Below are 17,449 nucleotides of genomic sequence, written 5' to 3' on the forward strand. Positions count from 1 at the left end.
GGTGGCGGTTTGACGCAGAGTCGCCAGTTGGGGTACAGGAGGCTGGATGCTCCGTTGGGCGACCGTGCCACCCGGACACGACTGCTGTTTGCTTGTAAGCGCGATTTTAGTAAGCGTGTCTTCGGTCGCGCGGCACGTCGGACTCAGCAACATGATCGGGCGGCCTAGCCGCACGAGGATCAGGCTCGCCGCTGGCGTGACTAATATGCGTTCGACGCCCCATAGGCCAACTCGACTCTTCTCCTTGAGCTATGCGACCAATACAGAGGTTCGCAGCGGTACTCGCCAGTGATGACGACGGCGCGGGCCCAGTGTCGCGTCTCGACGGCCCACCTCGGCCGTTAGACGCTCAGTTGGTTGAACGTCTTTTGATGAAGTGCAACGATCAATCGCACGTGTTCCTCGCCGACACGTCATCGGCCATCGCCGATGTTAGGCGGCTGTCGTCCAACTCGATGGCTGCTCCACCTCAGAAGCCGCCATCGGGATTGCTCGGGGCCAACGGCAGGAGAGGGTCGAACTGAGCTGCTCGCGACTCGGCTGCGTTCTGCCAGGTTGAGCCGCTCAGACAAGCATTCCGACCGTTCGTTGCTGGGCTAGGAACGAGCTAATCACGTGTTAAAAAGCCGGCCATTCGTGTGCGACATAGGGGCATAACACGTTAGCACGCTGGACTACCGTTCGATATCGATGGGTGTTCCCTCGCATCGCCCGCCAAAACACAGGTTCCAACTGGCGCAACTCCGTTCGGCCTCCGCCCGGGGTCTATGCTTGATTGGCGCATTCGCACAATATGACCAAGGAGGCGTGTCATGAAACCCGCGCTATGTGTCGCCGTCGTCAGCATGCTGTTCGGGGTCCAACTGGCGCACGCCGCCTGCCCCAACGACGCCGTCTTCCTCGTTCTGGGTGATCAGATTCGCGGTTACTCCTTGCGCGCCAACGGAGCGACCGAGCCCTGCCAGGTGCTGCAAGGGCCGCTCACCACCCTCATGACCGCTGGAGCGACGGTGATCGACAAGAAGGACTCCTTTCACGTCGCGCAGTTTCTTACCAACAGCACCGTCGACATCTTTCCGCGGAAGGCCGAGGGCAATGAGGCACCCAGCCGGTCGTTCATGTTGACGATGACAAATGACCTGCTCAGCATCGCGGTGGATTCCCACCTCACCGACTTCGTCTTGACCGTTCGCCCCTCGGAGGCAGGGGTGTTGGTCGCTCCCGCCAACAGTTCTGGGCCTGTAACCAATCCGATTCACATTACCGATCCGAGTATCGTCCAGTACGTGAGCATTGCGATTGACAGCGACGACAATCTGCTGATTGCGGGTTATGACATACGGGGGGCGGTAATCATCGACACGCTTGGCACGAGTCGGAACATTACCTCGCCGCCGCTTCTGCGCAGCCTCACGGGTAGCAAAACCGGCCTGCTGCCGGGATCCGGTTTTGCAAGGAACAACATGACGATCGCTGTCGATCCGCGTACGGACGAGTTATTCGTCTACAACCAGACCACGGACCTGACGCAGATCCAGGTGAGCGTTTTCGCCGCCCAGGCGAACGGCGACGTGCCGCCGGTACGGACAATCAGCGGTCCAGCGACGGGAATCACTGGCTCTGGCTTGCCGGGAAACAAGATCGCCATCTCCTCGGACGGGCGGCTCCTTGTTGCCGAGCCGAACCTGCGCATTCTCGCGTTCGCGCCTGGGGCAAGGGGCAATGTGGCGCCGTCTCAGGTCATCGATGACTCCACCCCCGGTCCAGTCACCCAGGGCGGGATCGCAGTCCGGTCGAGAGGAGGCCGGCAACATAATGGAAACGACGATGCTCAATGTGGAAATGACGATGCTCAATGAAACGGACGAAGCCGGTGGCAAATAATCCGATCAAACTTAGACCTCTAGCGTCGAACGGCCGTAAATCTGAAGGTCTGCTCAGGGTCGTATTGGGCCGGTCGAGATGGAGCTGACATGCCGGGTTTAATACCAAGACATCGCCGACAGCTACCAAGGAACGTATCAGAGACTTCCGAGCCGCCACCACCGTGTGGAGCGTCGGATAAACAGGCCGCGCATGCCATGACCAAACCGAGCAGACTGTGCCGCTCAGTCGGTCGAAGCGGCGAAGCAGCGGCCGCACGAACGCGCTTGGCCTAGTCGCAGGCGCCCGGCACTCACTTTCGCCTCACCACCGCAGTCGCACCGGCAAACCCACAAACCATCGCCAGCGTACCGATCGGTCGTCAGTTGGCCGAACACCTCACCGCCCCGCAGCGCAGGTGATCCCGGTCGGGACCGCCACGCACGACGCTGCTCACGGCAGCCGCAATCCCGCGTTCGCCCGCCCTCTACCGCCTCCAACTCGACAGTCACGTGGCCGCCGCACCGGCACTTCCAGAGCCACACGTCGGCGCCGCGATATTGAAGCGCGACAAGATCGCCGAAGGTGCGACCAGCGACATCGCGACTCGGCGGAAAGGGCCATTCAGGCGGCAAGGGGGGACGGATACGCTGGTTCACAAAAGGTAAATGGGATTCGGCATCCTACTCTCAAGGCGCAACTGCCGGCCTTCGACTCGCGGGCGCGGCTCAGGAAGACGGAGACAAATCGGTTTGGCCTATGCGACACGGGTGGCCCTGACACGCTAGCACGCCGCACTACCGCTCGATATCGGTGGGTGTTGCTTCACATCGCCCGCCAAAACACAGGTCCCAACTGGCGGAAGTTTGTTCGGCCTCCGGCCGGCGTCTATGCTTAATCGGCGCATTCGCACAGTATGACCCAGGAGGCGTGTCATGAAATCCGCGCTATGTGTCGCCGTCGTCAGCATGCTTTTCGGAGTCCAGCTGGCGCACGCCGCCTGCTCGCACGACGCCATCTTTCTCACGCTCGGTGATCAGATTCGCGGTTACTCCGCGCGCGCCAACGGAGCGACCGAACCCTGCCAGGTACTGCAAGGGCCGCTCACTACCCTGATGACGGCCGGGGCGACGGTGATCGACAGGAAGGACGCCTTTCACGTTGCGCAGTTTGGCAATGACACCGTCGACATCTTTCCGCGGAAAGCGGAGGGCAATCAGGCGCCTGGTCGCTCGTTCATGCCGGGGATGACAAATGACCTGCCCGGCATCGCGGTGGACTCTCGCCTCAACGACTTCGTCCTGAGCGTTCGTCCCTCGACTGCGGGCGTGATGGTCGTTCCCGCCAATAGCTCCGGGCCGATACCCAATCCGGTCCGCATTACCGATCCGAATATCACCCAATACCAGAGCATCGCGATCGACGGCGACGACAATCTGCTGATCGCGGGTTATGACATACAGGGAACGGCGATCATCGACACGTTCGGCACGAGCCGAAGCGTGACCGCGCCACCGCTTCTGCGCAGCCTCACAGGTCCTAAAACCGACCTGTTTCCGGGCCGCAATGTTTTTTTCTCACAGATCGCCACGTCGATCGCTGTCGATCCTCGTACGGACGAATTATTCGTCTACAACACGACTGCGGATGCGAGCCAGACCCAGGTGTGCATTTTCGCCGCCAAGGCGAATGGCAACGTGCGACCGATACGGACAATCAGCGGTCCAGCCACGGGAATCATCGGCCAACGCTTGCCGCCGCCGGGTAACAGGATCGCCGTCTCGCCGGATGGACGGCTCTTCGTTGCCGAGCCGAACCTTCGCATTCTCGCGTTCGCGCCGGGAGCAAAGGGCAATGTGGCGCCGTCTCAAGTCATCGAGGACTCCACGCCCGGTCCAGCCAACTCCGGAGGGATCGCCTTCCGGTCGGGGCGAGGCGAGCAACAGGATGAAAACGAATGTTCGATGAAAACTGAAGAAGCCGGTAGAAAATAATCTGGTCAGACTTTTACCTCTAGCGTCGAACGGTCGCCTAGGAGGAGATTGACCGGCAGTTATGGGTCGATCCATGCCGCTCGCGTAAAACGGCGGCCGGCGATCGGATCGAAATGAGCGTTCGGCTGGGTCCGGCCATCTCCAGCCATTCATCAGCGAGCCCAGTCGGACACTCAAGCGTCCGCTGCGCACGAATAGCGGACCTTAACCAACCGAGCACCCACCGCCAGACAGATCGCGAGAGCGCAGTTATCCGGTGCTTAATTCATGCCGGTTTCCCCGACGCGATGGCACGCCACGAGTCTCGCGTCATATTTGCGCAACTCAGGTATCGATTCAGCGCATTCCTGTGTTGCATGAGGGCAGCGAGTGTGAAATGCGCATCCCGAAGGCGGGTTGATCGGAGACGGTAGTTCACCCTGCAACTCGATTTTCTGGCGACGGGCCGCCGGTTCGAGTTTGGGCGTCGCTGCCAGCAGTGTCCGGGTATAAGGATGGCGGGGCGCAGAGAAGATACGCGACTTGTCACCGAACTCGACGATGCTACCGAGATACATGACCATAACCTGGTCGGCGATATGTTCGACCACGGTCAGATTGTGGGAGACGAAGACATAACTGACGCCCACTTGCTGCTGCAAATCCATGAAGAGGTTCAATATCTGCGCCTGTATCGAAACATCGAGTGCAGAGACCGGCTCGTCCGCCACGATGATATCGGGTTCGGCGACGAGTGCGCGGCCAATGGCAACGCGCTGCCGCTGCCCACCTGAGAGCATGTGCGGATAAAGACCGACGCAATCCATGTGCAGCCCTACCTGGCTCATGATCTGCGCGAGCCGGGTGGCACGTTCGCTTGCGCTGGAAATCCCGCTGGCCGACATCGCCGCCGTCAAGGTCTGGCCGATCGTCTTGCGCGGATTCAGGGATGCAAGCGGATTCTGGAATACCAGTTGCACACGCTGGCGGAGCTGACGCCGGGTGTTTCTGTCGGCGAGACCGACATCGTGACCACCGATCTGCAAACTGCCCGACGTGGGCGGCTCTATCATCGTAAGCTGGCGTGCAAGCGTCGATTTCCCGCAGCCGGATTCCCCCACGACCGCCAGCGTCTTGCCGCGTTCGAGCATGAACGACACGCCGTTCAATGCCTTGACGACGCTGGCGCTGACCATCCCGCGACGAACGCGATAGTGCCGGGTGAGACGATCCGCCACCATCACCACGGCTTTTCCATTAGCGTGCTGCTGCATTCTGTTCCTCGATTTGTCTGGACATTCCGGCCGGCATACCGAGCACGCACCGGACCTCGGTAGCTGCGTCGATACGCATCAACTCCGGATGGGCGATGCGGCACGCATCGGTTGCCGCCACGCATCGCGGCGCGAACAGGCAGCCGTCCGACGGCCCTCGCCGTAACGGCATGTTGCCCGGCAGCGCCGTCATCCGTCCGTCGCGCGCGCGCTCGGGAATCGCGCCGAGCAGCGCGCGCGTGTACGGATGGCGCGGCATCTCGAAGGTGCGGGGCACCGGCCCGGTTTCGATCACCTCGCCCGCGTACATAACCGCGACGCGATGCGCGATTTCCGCGACGACAGCGAGATCGTGTGAAATCAGCACCAGTCCCATCCGGTACTCGCGCTGCAATTCTTCGAGCAGGCGCATCACCTGCGCCTGCACCGTGACGTCGAGCGCGGTGGTGGGTTCGTCGGCGATCAGCAGCCTGGGCTTGCATGCGATCGCCATTGCGATCATCGCGCGCTGATTCATGCCGCCCGACAGTTCGTGCGGATAGGCGTCGCGACGTTTCTTCGCGTCGGCGATGCGTACCTGATCCAGCAGTTCGAGAATCCGTGCGTCCAGCGCGGCGCCGCGCAGATCGGTGTGCTGGACCAGGATTTCACGGATCTGATAGCCGATCGTGAGGCTCGGATTGAGGCTCGTCAGCGCGTCCTGGAAGATCATTGCGATCTCCTTGCCGACGATCTTGCGCCGCATCGCCGGCTTCGCGTGCAGAAGATCGACGCCGCCTACGGTGATCTCGTCAGCGGTGACGACACCGGGCGCGTCGATCAGGCCCATCGCGGCCATCATCGTGATGCTCTTGCCAGAGCCGGATTCTCCGACCACGGCCACCACCTCGCCACCCGCGATATCGAAATCGACGTGATTGACCGCCTGGCTGTCGCCGAACCGGACCGCGAGATTCCTGATTCTCAAGAGGTCGGTCATGCGCGTGTCACCGGTTTGAGCTTCGGGTCGAGCGCGTCGCGCAAACCATCGCCGAACAGGTTGACGGACAGCACCGTAATCAGAATCGATAAGCCGGGCATCGTTACGATCCACCACGCGCTGTCGATATAGTCGCGTGCGGACGCGAGCATGCTGCCCCATTCGGCCTGCGGCGGCTGCACGCCGATGCCGAGAAAGCCGAGCGCGGCGGCGTCGAGGATCGCAGCAGAAAAGCCGAGCGTCGCGTGAACGATCAGTGGCGCGGCGCAGTTCGGCAGGATCTGCGAAAACATGATGCGCAACGCGCCCTCGCCGCTGACGCGCGCCGCGATGACATACTCTTTTTGCGCTTCCGCCAGCGCGGCAATGCGCACGAGCCGGACATAACCGGGCAGGCAGATGACGGAGATCGCGAGCACCGTGTTCTGAAGGCCGGGTCCGAGCACCGCGACCACGGCGATCGCCAGCAGCAGCGACGGCAGCGCTTGCAGCACGTCCATCATTCGCATCAGCGGTGCGTCGATCCATCGTGGGTAATACGCCGCGAACAGACCGAGCGCGATGCTCGGCAACAGCGAGAGCGTCACCGACGCAAGGCCGATCCCCAGGCTGATGCGCGCACCGAAAATCAGGCGCGAGAGGATGTCGCGTCCTGCCTCGTCGGTGCCGAGCAGAAATTGCAGACTGCCGCCGTCCGACCACGCGGGCGGAATCTTGATGTGATCCCTGAACTGTTCGACGGGGTTGTGCGGTGCGATCCACGGCGCGCACAGCGCGAGCAGCGCCAGCATGGCGAGTAAGGCGAGCGCCGCTGTCGCAGCGCGATTGCGCGAGTAGAGCCGCCACAGTTCGAGCAGCGCGCGGCCGCCGGCGAAGTGGGCTCGCTTGCCCGGGCGCAAGGCGATGACGGTGGTATCGGACATTATCGTGAATTGACGAGACGAGGATTGATCAGGCGGGACGCAACATCGACCAACAGATTGACGGCGACGACCAGCACCGCGCCGAGCAGGATGCCGCCCTGTATCACCGGGTAATCGCGCGCGCTCACGGCATCGACCAGCCATTTGCCGATGCCTGGCCACGAGAACAGGGTTTCCGTCAGCACCGCGCCGCCGAGCAGGCCGCCGACCTGCATGCCGACGACGGTGACAACCGGAATCAATGCGTTACGCAGCACGTGCACGACGATCACGCGCGCGGGCGTCAGGCCTTTGGCTTTCGCGGTGCGGATATAGTCCTCGCGCAGCACTTCGAGAATCGACGAACGTGTCATCCGCGCAACGACCGCAAGGGGAATCGTGCCGAGTACGACGGTGGGCAGGATCAGGTGACGCAAGACCGATCCGATGGTCGCCGGATCGCGCGACAGTACGGAATCGACCAGCATGAGATTCGTGACCGGCGTCAGGTCGACCTCCAGGCCGATTCGCCCCGACACCGGCGTCCATCCGAGCTTCACCGAAAACAGCATGATGAGAACGAGTCCCCACCAGAAGATCGGCATCGAATAGCCGGTCAGCGCCGTGCTCATGACCGCGTGGTCGAGCCACGAGCCGCGCCTGAGCGCCGCGGCAATTCCGGCAACCAGCCCGACCGCAAGCGCGAACGCGATCGCGCAGACCGACAGTTCGAGCGTCGCGGGAAAGCGCACGCCGAAATCATGGATCACGCTATCGCCCGACTTGAACGAATGTCCGAGGTCGGCATGCAGCAGGCGCTGGAGATAACGGAGATATTGCGTCGGCAACGGCTCGTCGAGTCCGAGCTGATGCAGGGCGGCCGCGTGCGCGGCGGGATCGGCGACATGCTCGCCCATCATCACATCGACCGGATCGCCGGGAAGCAGGTGAATCAGCACGAAAGCCAGCAACGTGACGCCCAGCAGCGTCGGCACCAGTCCGAGCAGGCGGGTGACAAGGAATTTCAGCACAGACGGTCTCCAGCGAAAAACGCGCGCAAGTCTCCACTGACGGTCGTGCAACTGCACGACCGTCATCCGGTGAAAGAGCGATACGGGAAGGTTTTCCGGACGCGGTTACCGGATCGACACGGCCTCGAAGTTCACGCGGCCGAACGGACTGACGTGATAGCCATCGACATTCGGACGCGTGATCGCGGCCACCAACGGATGCGCAAGCGGAATCCAGAGCGCCTGATCGTGCGCGATCTTCACGGCGCGGTCGTAGTCCTGCGCGCGAACCGACGCGGTACTGGTCGCCTTGCCGCTCGAGATCGACGCATCCAGCGACGCATCGCAATAACGCTGGAAATTGGTGCCGCCCTTCACTGCGTCGCACGAGAACAGCGGCGACAGGAAGTTGTCCGGATCGCCGTTGTCGCCGGCCCACCCCATGAACAGCAGGTCGTATTGCCCCTGCTTGATTTCATGAAGCAGCTCGCCCCACTCCAGCGTCTTGATCCGCGCGTCGATGCCTACCTTGGTGAGGTCGGCCTGAAGCAGTTCGGCGCCCACCTTCGGATTCGGATTGAGCGTGCTGCCAGTCGAGCGGGTCCAGATCGTCAGGCTCAGTCCATTCGCCATGCCCGCCTGGGCCAGCAGCTTTTTCGCGAGCGCGGGATCGTACGCATAGCCGGTCTTCGCCTCCGTGCCGCTGGGATACGGATTCGTCGCCGGGACCGCACTGGTGCCGAACAATGTCTTCACGTACGTATCGCGATCGAAGGCCAGATTGATCGCGCGGCGCACCGCCGGATTATCGAGGCCGTGACGCTGCGTATTGAGCGCGACGAACGCCGTCATGAAGCCCGGCACGTCGAGCACTTTCAGCGACGGGTCCTTGCGCGCCGACGCGACGTCGTCCGGCTTCGGTGCGAGCGCGATATCGCATTCGCCTGCCTTGACCCGTTGTGCGCGCACGGTCGGATCGGGCGTGATCGCGTAGATCAGTCCATCGACCTTGGGCTTCGGTCCCCAGTAGTCCGGGTTCACCGTGTAGCGGATCGTCGCGTCCGGGCGATAGCTCTTCAGGACGAACGGGCCCGTCGATACCGGTTTGGCGTTCAGGTCTGCAATCGCGTTGGTCTTCAGCAGTTGCGCAAGATATTCGCTCGAATAGATCGACGCGAAACTCATCGTCAGGATCGGCAGGAAGGTGGCGTCAGGATGGTTGAGGACGATGCGCACCGTCAGCGGATCGACCTTGTCGACTGACTTGATCAGCTTCGTGATCTGCATCGACTGCACGTTCGGCATCACCACCGTCGGCAACGCCTTGCGCCATGCGTTGTCTGGATTCAGCATTCGGTCGAACGTGGCGATCACGTCGTCGGCGTCGAACGTCCGGGTCGGCTTGAAGTAATCGGTCGTCTGGAAATGGACCTTGGGACGCAGATGGAACGTGTAGACCGTGCCGGACTGACTGACGTCCCAACTCTGCGCGAGCGCCGGCTGCACGGTACCGGTCGCATCGTCGTACGTGACGAGCCCGTTGAAAATGACGTCAGCAGACGCATTCGTGATGGTCAGCGTGCTGTAACGTACCGGATCGAATCCTTCCGGGCTGGCTTCGGTGCACACGACCAGCGGCTTCGCAAAGGCGCTCGCAAGCGGTAAAACCATGAGCAACGCAATAGCGGAGAATCGCAATTTCATTGGATGTTTCTCGTTTGATTTGACCTCGGCCGCGACACGCGTGTCGGCGGCCGAGGCCCGGCACAGGTTCGATCAGAAGTTCAGAAGTTGTGGGTGATACCGACGCGCAAGTTGGCTTGCGTCTGCGTGCTCGACGGGGTGAACGCATAGCCGATCACCGCATTCACGCCGCTCGAGGCGCGGAGGTAGCCCGCCGACGTGTAGATCCGCGTACTCTTCGACAGACTCTCGTAGAGACCGATCGACAGTTCGTTCCAGTGATGATGTTCGAAGGTCGTGTACTGGTAGCCCGAGCGGAGCACCAACGCAGGCGAGAACTCATACGCGCCGCCGGTTTCGTACACGTGCATCAAAGACGACACACTGCCATTGGCTGACGTGACCTTGGTCAGGGTCGTATTGGCCTTGATCGTGAGCTTGTCGAAGCGGTAGCTCGCGCCGATCCCGCCCGTATCGAGGTGGCTCACCGTCAGTCCGGTGCTCGAATACAGCGACGTGCGCTGGCCGGTCGAACTGCTGAGCCTGGCGGTCGTGGTGCCAAGGAAAGACGACAGGCCGAGCGCATCGTACGGATCGATCGTCGTGCTATTCAGCTGCGAATAAGCCGCTGCCGCACTGAACGCGCCCGCCGCGTAAAGCACGCCGGCACTCCACGCGGAACCGGTGTGAAAGCTGCCGGCCGTATTGCTGAACGAGTACATCGCGCCCGCGCTCAGGCCGTTGAAACTCTTGCTCGCGAACTTGACCGCATTGATCATCGTGTCGCCGCTCATGCGGTCGAGGTCGCCGAGGTGAATCGCGTAGCCGTCGCCGTCCTGACTGATGTTATAGCGGGACGTGTAGTCGTTGATGAAGTCGTATTGCCTGCCGAGCGTCAACGTGCCGAGCCAGTTGCTCAATCCCACCAGTGCGGTTTTGCCGAACATGTAGCCGCTGCTGGGCTTCGAGCTGCCATCGGTAACACGAAAACCGGAGCGAAGGTCGAATATCGCCTGCGAGCCCCCACCGAGGTCTTCCACACCGCGCAGCCCCCAGTAGTTGCTGAACACGACGCCGCTGTCCATCTTGTATTCGTGTTGCCCTCCCGTGTTCGTTATATAGCTCACCCCGTTGTCCATCCGCCCATAGAGCGTCACGCTGTTGTCCGCTCGCGCCGCCGATGTTGCCAGCATCGCAGTCATTCCCAAAGCTCCAAACCCGAATAAGAATCTTGATTTCATGTGCGGTGTTTTTAATGTTGGATCCCATAGAAGCCAGACCGGAACCAGTGTGATGCCGCAATGCGCTGCACACCGGGTTCGGAGCTGCATTCCCGTTCGTCGGGGAACGGAATCACTGTATCGCGGGGCGGGTAGAAGAAAAAACTAAAACGCTTCGTTCATATCGATCAATTTGAAATAACGTTCTATATTGGCCGGTCATTAAGAAAGGTAGCATCCACTTGATGCATCGAACAAAGCGGTTAATTCTTACCCCCGATTACATACCTTACTTATGTGCCAGCTTCTTGCTCTTAGTTGCGCTGAACCGACCGATGTGACCTTTTCCTTCACGGGATTTGCGGCTCGAGGCGGTCTGACCGATCACCACGTGGACGGATGGGGAATCGCGTTTTATGAAGAGCGGGCATGCCGGTTATTCATCGACGACAAACCCGCTTGCCGATCCCCCATGGCGGAGTTCGTGAAGCGTTATCCGATCAAATCGCGCAATGTCATCGCGCACATCCGGAAGGCCACGCAGGGCGGCGCCAGCGCTGAGAATTGCCATCCGTTCATGCGTGAACACAACGGACAGCAATGGGTGTTCGCGCATAACGGTGATCTGCAGGAGCGAAACTGGTGGGTGCCGGGTCCCTACGCGCCGGTGGGAACAACCGATAGTGAATCGGCCTTTTGCACGATCATGAATGTGATCCACGAGCGTGGCATCGATCGGGATACCACACCGGACGAACTGTTCGACGTAGTAGAGGACATGACTCGCAACCTGAATCAGCATGGAATTTTCAACTTCCTGCTGTCGAACGGACAGTCGCAGTTTGCCTACTGCTCCACGCGGCTCGCCTACGTGATGCGTCACTGGCCGTTCTCAAGCGCGAGACTCGTCGATGCCGATTTGTCGGTCGACTTCTCTGCTTATGCGACCTCGGAAGACTGCACGGCAGTAATCGCGACGACACCACTCACCGATGAAGCATGGACCACGTGCCAGCCGGGCGATCTGCTCATGTTTCGCGGAGGCTCCCTGGTCAGACGCGCACACGTCCCAGTACCACCGCAGATACTTGCTACCTCGCGATATGCGCCATCCGAGGTATCGTGCGCCAGGTGACTTGCTGGCCGATTGTCTTGATGGGACGAATGGCCGTTGCACCTTGAAAGCTGCCGATGATGTCACAGCGGATTGACTGGCTGCAGTGGGTCGACCTGAGCCGGTCGCCGTCGGACCAGGTCCTGCCAATTTGACGGTTCGCCACCCGCACATAGATCGCCAACAGCCGGTGGCAGCAGGCATGCTCCATCATCAACACCGTGATTAGCTTTGGCGGAATCTTGAGGCTCCTTGAATTGACAGGTTTCCTCTCAGCGTTACGTTTCAGGTTCATAACGCCTATAACGTGCGAAGTGCTAACAGATCGATATTGCGCTGCTGTTCCCTTGCCCTCGCGAGCAACCAGCGATGGAAGGCGCGGCACTGCGGACGATCGAACGTACTTTCGCTCCAGGTAAGAAGGTACGGCCACGGCAACGGAATGGTCGAAACAACGGGCATCGAGAGCCTTCCCGCCGTCAGATCGTCTGCGACCATCGAGCACTGGGCGAGCACGAAACCATGGCCGTCGATCGCAGCCTGAATCGCGACACTCGACAGGGAATGCACCTGATGCGGCTCGTGCAGTGTGGATGTCTCGACACCGTTCGCGGCGAACCAGTCGCGCCACGACGGCGGCGAAGCGAACTTTGGCAGCCAGTCAACCGCGATCAACTCAAACGCGGCGAGATCAGCAGGCTTAAGCGCAACTTTGCCCTTGCGCGGCAGGATCCGCGGGCTGCATACAGGCACGACGCTATCGCGGAACAGTTCGATGGAGGTGCCTGCATCGTCGATACGATCGCCGTAGCTGATTCGAAAGTCCATCTCGCAGACATCCGGCGACGGCTCCGCATGCGAGCCATCCATATAGACGCTGATGTCTGGATGCTCCTTTTGCCAGGCATTGATGCGCGGCGCAAGCCACTTCGATAGCAGCGAGGGCAAGGCGCTGATGTTGAGGCTGCGCACGTTTTTTGAGCGCTCGATGTCGTCCTGCGCGATGCGCAAAGTTTCGAACGCCGCGAGGCAACTCTCATGATATCGGCGGCCCATCGCGGTCAAGCGCATCCGTTTCCCTTCTTTAGTAACGAGCTTCACGCCGAGCGCATTTTCGAGCAGCTTGATTTGCTGACTGACCGCACCAGGAGAGATATCGAGTCTGCGCGCAGTCTCGACAAGGCCGTCGCAACGGCCAAGTGTTTCGAAAATCTGGATCGCGCGAAGCGGTGCAAGCGTGTTCATATCGAGTTTGATCGATAAAGACGGTTTAGAAATTCTAAAGTAAATCGTACTTTCGAACTGCTGTTCTTTTCTATTTTGACTTTCTACAGTCGATGCAAAGGCTGCGTGGGGTAGCGCGCAGGGCCGATGGCAATGAAAACAGAGGAATCAGCGATGTTCGTCAGAAACGCGTGGTACGTCGCGGCGCGCAGCGCCGAAGTCCAGCCGCGCCTCATGCCGTTGAAACTGCTCGGCGAACGGGTCGTGCTATTTCGCACGCCGGATGGGGCCGTGGTCGCGCTCGAAGACGCGTGTCCGCATCGCAAGCTACCGTTGTCGATGGGTCGATTGCTTGGCGATCGAATCGAATGCGGATATCACGGCCTGACCTTCGACTGCGCCGGTGCATGCGTACGCGCGCCGGCCCTGGCTCGCATTCCACGGGCGGCGCAGGTACGCAGCTATCCCATCGAAGAGCGTTATGGTCTCGTCTGGATCTGGATGGGCGAGGCCAAAGCCGCCGACACAACCCAGATTTTCGATGTTCCCGAATGGGGCGATCCGGCATGGGGCTTGAACGAAGGTGACGCGATGACGGTAGCCTGCAACTATCTCTACGTGACGGACAACCTGCTCGATCCGTCGCACGTCGCGTGGGTGCATCCGGGCTCGTTCGGCAACGCCGCGTGTGAAGCCGAGCCCTTGAAAACCGTTGCAAGCGATGTCGGCGTGACCGTCTCGCGCTGGATGCGCGATGTCGATGTCGCACCGTTTTATGCGAAGTTCGTCAAATTCTCGGGACGCTGCGACCGCAAGCAGCACTATGAGGTTCGGTTTCCCTCACACGCGATCATCAAGGCAGTCTTCACGCCGGCGGGTACGGGTGCCGACGACGGCTCGCAGCACGACCACGTGTTCCTGATGAATTCATACAATTTCATGACGCCGATCGACGAATCGCATACGCGCTACTTCTGGTTTCAGATGCGCAATTTCGATCAGCAAGACGAAGCGGTGTCGCGACAATTCAACGAGGACGTGCGCCACGCATTCGACGAGGACCGCGTCATCCTTGAAGCCGTGCATGAAGGCATGTCAAACCGGCGCACGCCGAATCTCGACCTTGGAATCGACGCTGGACCACTCAGGTTCCGTCGCGGTGTGCAGCGGCTAATTGATGCCGAGTATGCAGCGTTGGAACAGGCGCCGTTCGTGCGCGTGTCGACCCCGACAACGAATTAACCGGCGAGGTGATGCGATGGACCACTCGACACGCCTTCGCGTGGGCGAAGCGCTGCTTCGTTGCACGTGGGTTTCTGGAGCGGTGGCACTTCGTGTGACAAGCGCTGGGTTGTGTGCAGCGCCACATCAACAGGTCTGACACGATACAGGAGCGATAATGAGCGCCACTATTTTCGACACTTCGAGTTTCGCCAATCAGCGCGAGCGCTTTCTCGAGGCCGCTGCGGGCGTCAAGGCGACTCACGTCGTCTATCCTCACCCGATGCACGGACCACGCGGCGAGGCGCTTTCCACGGACGTCGCGATCGTCGGCCCCGCCGGCGCGCAAAAGCGCCTCGTGCTGCTGTCGGGAACCCACGGCGTAGAGGGTTATTACGGCTCCGACAGTCAGATCGCGTTACTCGATAATCTGCGGGACCACGCCTTACCAGCAGATACCTGTGTCGTGCTCGTGCACCTCGTCAACCCGTGGGGCACGGCGTGGCTGCGTCGGGTGAATGAAGACAACGCTGACGTAAACCGCAACTACATCGACTTTACTCACGCACCACCGGCGAATACTGCATACGAAACGCTGCACGAGATCTATCTATGCCGCGATCTCGACGGACCGGAGCGTCAGCGCGCGGATGAGCAACTCGCCATGCATATGCGCAATCTCGGGGAAGCACGCGTGCGCAATATCATCGAAGCGGGACAGTATCAGCATCCGGACGGCGTCTTCTTTGGCGGCACACAGCAGACGTGGACGAACCGCACGGTGCGTCAGATCATGAAGGCATTTGTCGCAGGTGCTCGCACTGCCATCGCCTTCGATCTGCACACTGGCGCGGGCGCGTACGGACATCCGATGCTGATGGCAATTGCCGAGCGCAAGGTGTCCGCGCACGACACCGCGCAATCGCTGTATGGGCCCTGGCTGTACAGGATTCTCACTGCGGCGGACGCGTCGTCCGACAGCGGCGTCGCAGCGACGGCGACCGGTTATGCCTCGCAGGCACTGATCGATCAGCTTACCGACGTGGATCTGATACCACTCGTGATCGAATGCGGCACATACGACGGCGCGCGCGGACACACATTGCTGCGCGACGACCACTGGCTGCATCTGCACGGCGATCCTTTCGACGCGACGGGGCGGCGGATCAAGGCCGCGCTGCTAGAACACTACTATCCCGCTGATGCCGACTGGCGCGCCTTGATCGCGCTGCGCACGCGGCAGATCTGGCAGCGGGCACTCGACGCACTGACGAAGATGTAGTCTGCGAAGACTTTCGTACGACACGGTTCTTTCTCCCCACGCACCGGCGGCAAACGTCCGCGGCGTAACACACGAACGGGAACGCATATGAAACGCATCATTCTGGGTGCCGTGCTGGCAATTGCCGCGCTGGCCACACAGGCAAAGGATATGACGGAGTTACGCTTTGGCGTCGACCCGACCTACGCACCGTTTGAGTCGAAATCGCCTTCTGGGCAACTCGCCGGTTTTGAGATCGACTTGGGCAACGAAATCTGTAGGCGCTTGCAGATGCATTGCGTATGGGTTGAAACAGGCTTCGACGGCATCATTCCTGCTCTGCAAGGCAGAAAATTCGACGCAATCCTGTCGGCGATGTCGATTACGCCGAAGCGCGAAGAGCAGGTTGCATTCTCCCAGCCCCTTTTTAACACGCCGAGCCGCCTGATCGCTAAGGATGGCTCCGGTTTGCAACCTACCGTTCAGTCGTTGCGGGGCAAGGCCGTTGGCGTCGCTCAAGGTTCGACACAGGAAGCGTACGCGAAGGCGAACTGGGCGATGGCGGGCATCAACGTGGTGTCGTACGCGAATCAGGAACAGGTATATCCGGATCTGCGCTCCGGTCGCATCGATGCGACGTTCACGGATGCTCTTGCAGGCATCAACGGCTTTCTAAAGACACCGCAGGGCAGCGGTTACGGCTTTGCCGGTCAAGATGTTAGCGATCCGAAAACACTCGGCAAAGGGGCGGGCATTGGCTTTCGCAAGGAAGACTTTGCACTACGCCAGAAGGTCGATCAGGCAATTGATTCGATGCTGAAAGACGGCACGTACCAGCGCATTGAGCAGAAGTACTTCGACATCGATATTCACGGAAGTTGATCGCAAGCATTTATGCTCCTGCATCCAGAATGCAGGAGTGCGCGAGGGGCGCACAGTTTCCATGCGTCTCCGAGAATGGGATCGTGGAGAGGGTTTGAAACACCTCAATGGTCCTGATGTCGCGCTACTCTACTTGCAGTGCCAGACGATGCCCGGACTCGCACGGGGCGATCGACAATGCAACGCGAACGCTTCTACCCACGAAAATTCGCGTTAGCCAAAGGATGTGTCGCTCGCGAGCGAACAATCCGAATCGTTGTCCGCGACCGTCCGCTATCGCGGAAGCTGGTTGTCCCCTATGGGTCGCCTGCTGCCGATCGCCGCTTTATGCGCCGCGGGAAACGATGCCCCATGCATGAGGCAGCACGCGGCCAGTTTGAGTCATTCAGTCAGGATTGACGACCGGCCGCTTCCGAACGGACATGAGCCGGCCGGCGAATCGCATTCAGTCGTCTACGCGCGCCGACCAGGATACACGGTCGTCTGAGGTACCCAGGCGATGTTAGCGGTAGCCGTGACACGCGTTACGTTTCCCCTTCCTTATCGACGGGCTCCTCGAGGCGTACTCTTCTGAACAACACGGCGTATGGAACGCACACCATGCGGCGGATCACTGCGTCGCTGATCTATCGCTGCACCAGGAACCTCGAACCTCGGAGCGGTGCACCTGCTGCTCGGCCATACGAAGCCGGAAGGCGCAGTGCAGTACCTCGGCATTGAAGTTGACGATGGGCTCGAAATTTGTACGATTACCCAGACTAAGAGGACGCTTATCCCTATAAGCGCTTGCGCTTCCCCCGGTTTCGCGGGATCCTGACGAAGCAACACATTCCGCCATGGTGA

General features: G+C 60.6%; 13 protein-coding genes and 1 pseudogene. 7 read left to right on the plus strand and 7 right to left on the minus strand.

What is annotated here, in order from left to right; translation table 11 throughout:
- Positions 1–812 precede the first annotated feature (812 nt).
- Positions 813–1,859: an NHL repeat-containing protein gene (locus AC3WOG_RS03745; protein WP_492576731.1), complete on the plus strand. Its 1,047-nt coding sequence runs from the start codon at positions 813–815 to the stop codon at positions 1,857–1,859.
- Positions 1,860–2,798: 939 nt separating this feature from the next.
- Positions 2,799–3,857 (plus strand): NHL repeat-containing protein, encoded by a 1,059-nt coding sequence (locus tag AC3WOG_RS03750; protein WP_492576732.1) that lies wholly within the window; start codon positions 2,799–2,801, stop codon positions 3,855–3,857.
- Between the two features lie 260 nt (positions 3,858–4,117).
- On the opposite strand, the gene AC3WOG_RS03755 is transcribed toward AC3WOG_RS03750, so the two are convergent.
- From AC3WOG_RS03755 to AC3WOG_RS03780, 6 genes are all read right to left on the minus strand, one after another.
- Positions 4,118–5,110, minus strand: coding sequence for a dipeptide ABC transporter ATP-binding protein (locus AC3WOG_RS03755; protein WP_492576733.1), 993 nt, complete (start codon positions 5,108–5,110; stop codon positions 4,118–4,120).
- Positions 5,094–6,089 (minus strand): ABC transporter ATP-binding protein, encoded by a 996-nt coding sequence (locus AC3WOG_RS03760; RefSeq protein WP_492576734.1) that lies wholly within the window; start codon positions 6,087–6,089, stop codon positions 5,094–5,096. The genes AC3WOG_RS03755 and AC3WOG_RS03760 overlap by 17 nt, the downstream gene beginning before the upstream one ends.
- Positions 6,086–7,012, minus strand: coding sequence for an ABC transporter permease subunit (locus AC3WOG_RS03765; protein ID WP_492576735.1), 927 nt, complete (start codon positions 7,010–7,012; stop codon positions 6,086–6,088). The genes AC3WOG_RS03760 and AC3WOG_RS03765 overlap by 4 nt, the downstream gene beginning before the upstream one ends.
- Positions 7,012–8,022 carry an ABC transporter permease gene (locus AC3WOG_RS03770; RefSeq protein WP_492576736.1) on the minus strand — a complete coding sequence of 337 codons (1,011 nt, stop codon included), beginning with the start codon at positions 8,020–8,022 and terminating at the stop codon, positions 7,012–7,014. The genes AC3WOG_RS03765 and AC3WOG_RS03770 overlap by 1 nt, the downstream gene beginning before the upstream one ends.
- A 105-nt stretch (positions 8,023–8,127) precedes the next feature.
- Entirely contained in the window at positions 8,128–9,705 is a 1,578-nt protein-coding gene (locus AC3WOG_RS03775) for an ABC transporter substrate-binding protein (protein ID WP_492576737.1), read from the minus strand.
- An 80-nt stretch (positions 9,706–9,785) separates the two neighbouring features.
- Positions 9,786–10,886: a porin gene (locus AC3WOG_RS03780; RefSeq protein WP_492576738.1), complete on the minus strand. Its 1,101-nt coding sequence runs from the start codon at positions 10,884–10,886 to the stop codon at positions 9,786–9,788.
- 313 nt (positions 10,887–11,199) lie between these two features.
- Here AC3WOG_RS03780 and AC3WOG_RS03785 point away from each other — a divergent pair, with 313 nt between their 5' ends.
- A complete protein-coding gene (locus AC3WOG_RS03785; RefSeq protein ID WP_492576739.1) occupies positions 11,200–12,039 on the plus strand; it encodes a class II glutamine amidotransferase in 840 nt (279 codons plus the stop codon).
- Positions 12,040–12,318: 279 nt separating this feature from the next.
- On the opposite strand, the gene AC3WOG_RS03790 is transcribed toward AC3WOG_RS03785, so the two are convergent.
- The gene (locus AC3WOG_RS03790) at positions 12,319–13,263 is read right to left on the minus strand and encodes a LysR substrate-binding domain-containing protein (protein WP_492576740.1); all 945 of its coding nucleotides are present in this window, start codon (positions 13,261–13,263) and stop codon (positions 12,319–12,321) included.
- 153 nt (positions 13,264–13,416) lie between these two features.
- On the opposite strand from AC3WOG_RS03790, the gene AC3WOG_RS03795 reads away from it, so the two are divergent.
- The 4 genes and pseudogenes from AC3WOG_RS03795 to AC3WOG_RS03810 all read left to right on the plus strand — a co-directional run.
- Positions 13,417–14,484, plus strand: a complete 1,068-nt coding sequence (locus AC3WOG_RS03795) for an aromatic ring-hydroxylating dioxygenase subunit alpha (RefSeq protein ID WP_492576741.1) — start codon at positions 13,417–13,419, stop codon at positions 14,482–14,484.
- A 157-nt stretch (positions 14,485–14,641) separates the two neighbouring features.
- Positions 14,642–15,745 carry a DUF2817 domain-containing protein gene (locus AC3WOG_RS03800; protein WP_492576742.1) on the plus strand — a complete coding sequence of 368 codons (1,104 nt, stop codon included), beginning with the start codon at positions 14,642–14,644 and terminating at the stop codon, positions 15,743–15,745.
- A gap of 87 nt (positions 15,746–15,832) precedes the next feature.
- Complete coding sequence (locus tag AC3WOG_RS03805; protein WP_492576743.1) at positions 15,833–16,606, plus strand: ABC transporter substrate-binding protein; 774 nt, start codon at positions 15,833–15,835, stop codon at positions 16,604–16,606.
- A gap of 570 nt (positions 16,607–17,176) precedes the next feature.
- Positions 17,177–17,423, plus strand: a pseudogene (locus tag AC3WOG_RS03810) (hypothetical protein); the annotation flags it as partial.
- Positions 17,424–17,449: the final 26 nt, after the last annotated feature.

This window comes from Paraburkholderia sp. FW306-02-B (assembly GCF_058782725.1).

What these genes read in the sequence shown, in the direction of transcription:
- AC3WOG_RS03745 (WP_492576731.1), top strand. Translation starts at nt 813, where the DNA reads ATGAAACCCGCGCTATGTGTCGCCGTCGTCAGCATGCTGTTCGGGGTC.
- AC3WOG_RS03750 (WP_492576732.1), top strand. Translation starts at nt 2,799, where the DNA reads ATGAAATCCGCGCTATGTGTCGCCGTCGTCAGCATGCTTTTCGGAGTC.
- AC3WOG_RS03755 (WP_492576733.1), bottom strand. Translation starts at nt 5,110, where the DNA reads ATGCAGCAGCACGCTAATGGAAAAGCCGTGGTGATGGTGGCGGATCGT.
- AC3WOG_RS03760 (WP_492576734.1), bottom strand. Translation starts at nt 6,089, where the DNA reads ATGACCGACCTCTTGAGAATCAGGAATCTCGCGGTCCGGTTCGGCGAC.
- AC3WOG_RS03765 (WP_492576735.1), bottom strand. Translation starts at nt 7,012, where the DNA reads ATGTCCGATACCACCGTCATCGCCTTGCGCCCGGGCAAGCGAGCCCAC.
- AC3WOG_RS03775 (WP_492576737.1), bottom strand. Translation starts at nt 9,705, where the DNA reads ATGAAATTGCGATTCTCCGCTATTGCGTTGCTCATGGTTTTACCGCTT.
- AC3WOG_RS03780 (WP_492576738.1), bottom strand. Translation starts at nt 10,886, where the DNA reads ATGACTGCGATGCTGGCAACATCGGCGGCGCGAGCGGACAACAGCGTG.
- AC3WOG_RS03785 (WP_492576739.1), top strand. Translation starts at nt 11,200, where the DNA reads ATGTGCCAGCTTCTTGCTCTTAGTTGCGCTGAACCGACCGATGTGACC.
- AC3WOG_RS03790 (WP_492576740.1), bottom strand. Translation starts at nt 13,263, where the DNA reads ATGAACACGCTTGCACCGCTTCGCGCGATCCAGATTTTCGAAACACTT.
- AC3WOG_RS03795 (WP_492576741.1), top strand. Translation starts at nt 13,417, where the DNA reads ATGTTCGTCAGAAACGCGTGGTACGTCGCGGCGCGCAGCGCCGAAGTC.
- AC3WOG_RS03800 (WP_492576742.1), top strand. Translation starts at nt 14,642, where the DNA reads ATGAGCGCCACTATTTTCGACACTTCGAGTTTCGCCAATCAGCGCGAG.
- AC3WOG_RS03805 (WP_492576743.1), top strand. Translation starts at nt 15,833, where the DNA reads ATGAAACGCATCATTCTGGGTGCCGTGCTGGCAATTGCCGCGCTGGCC.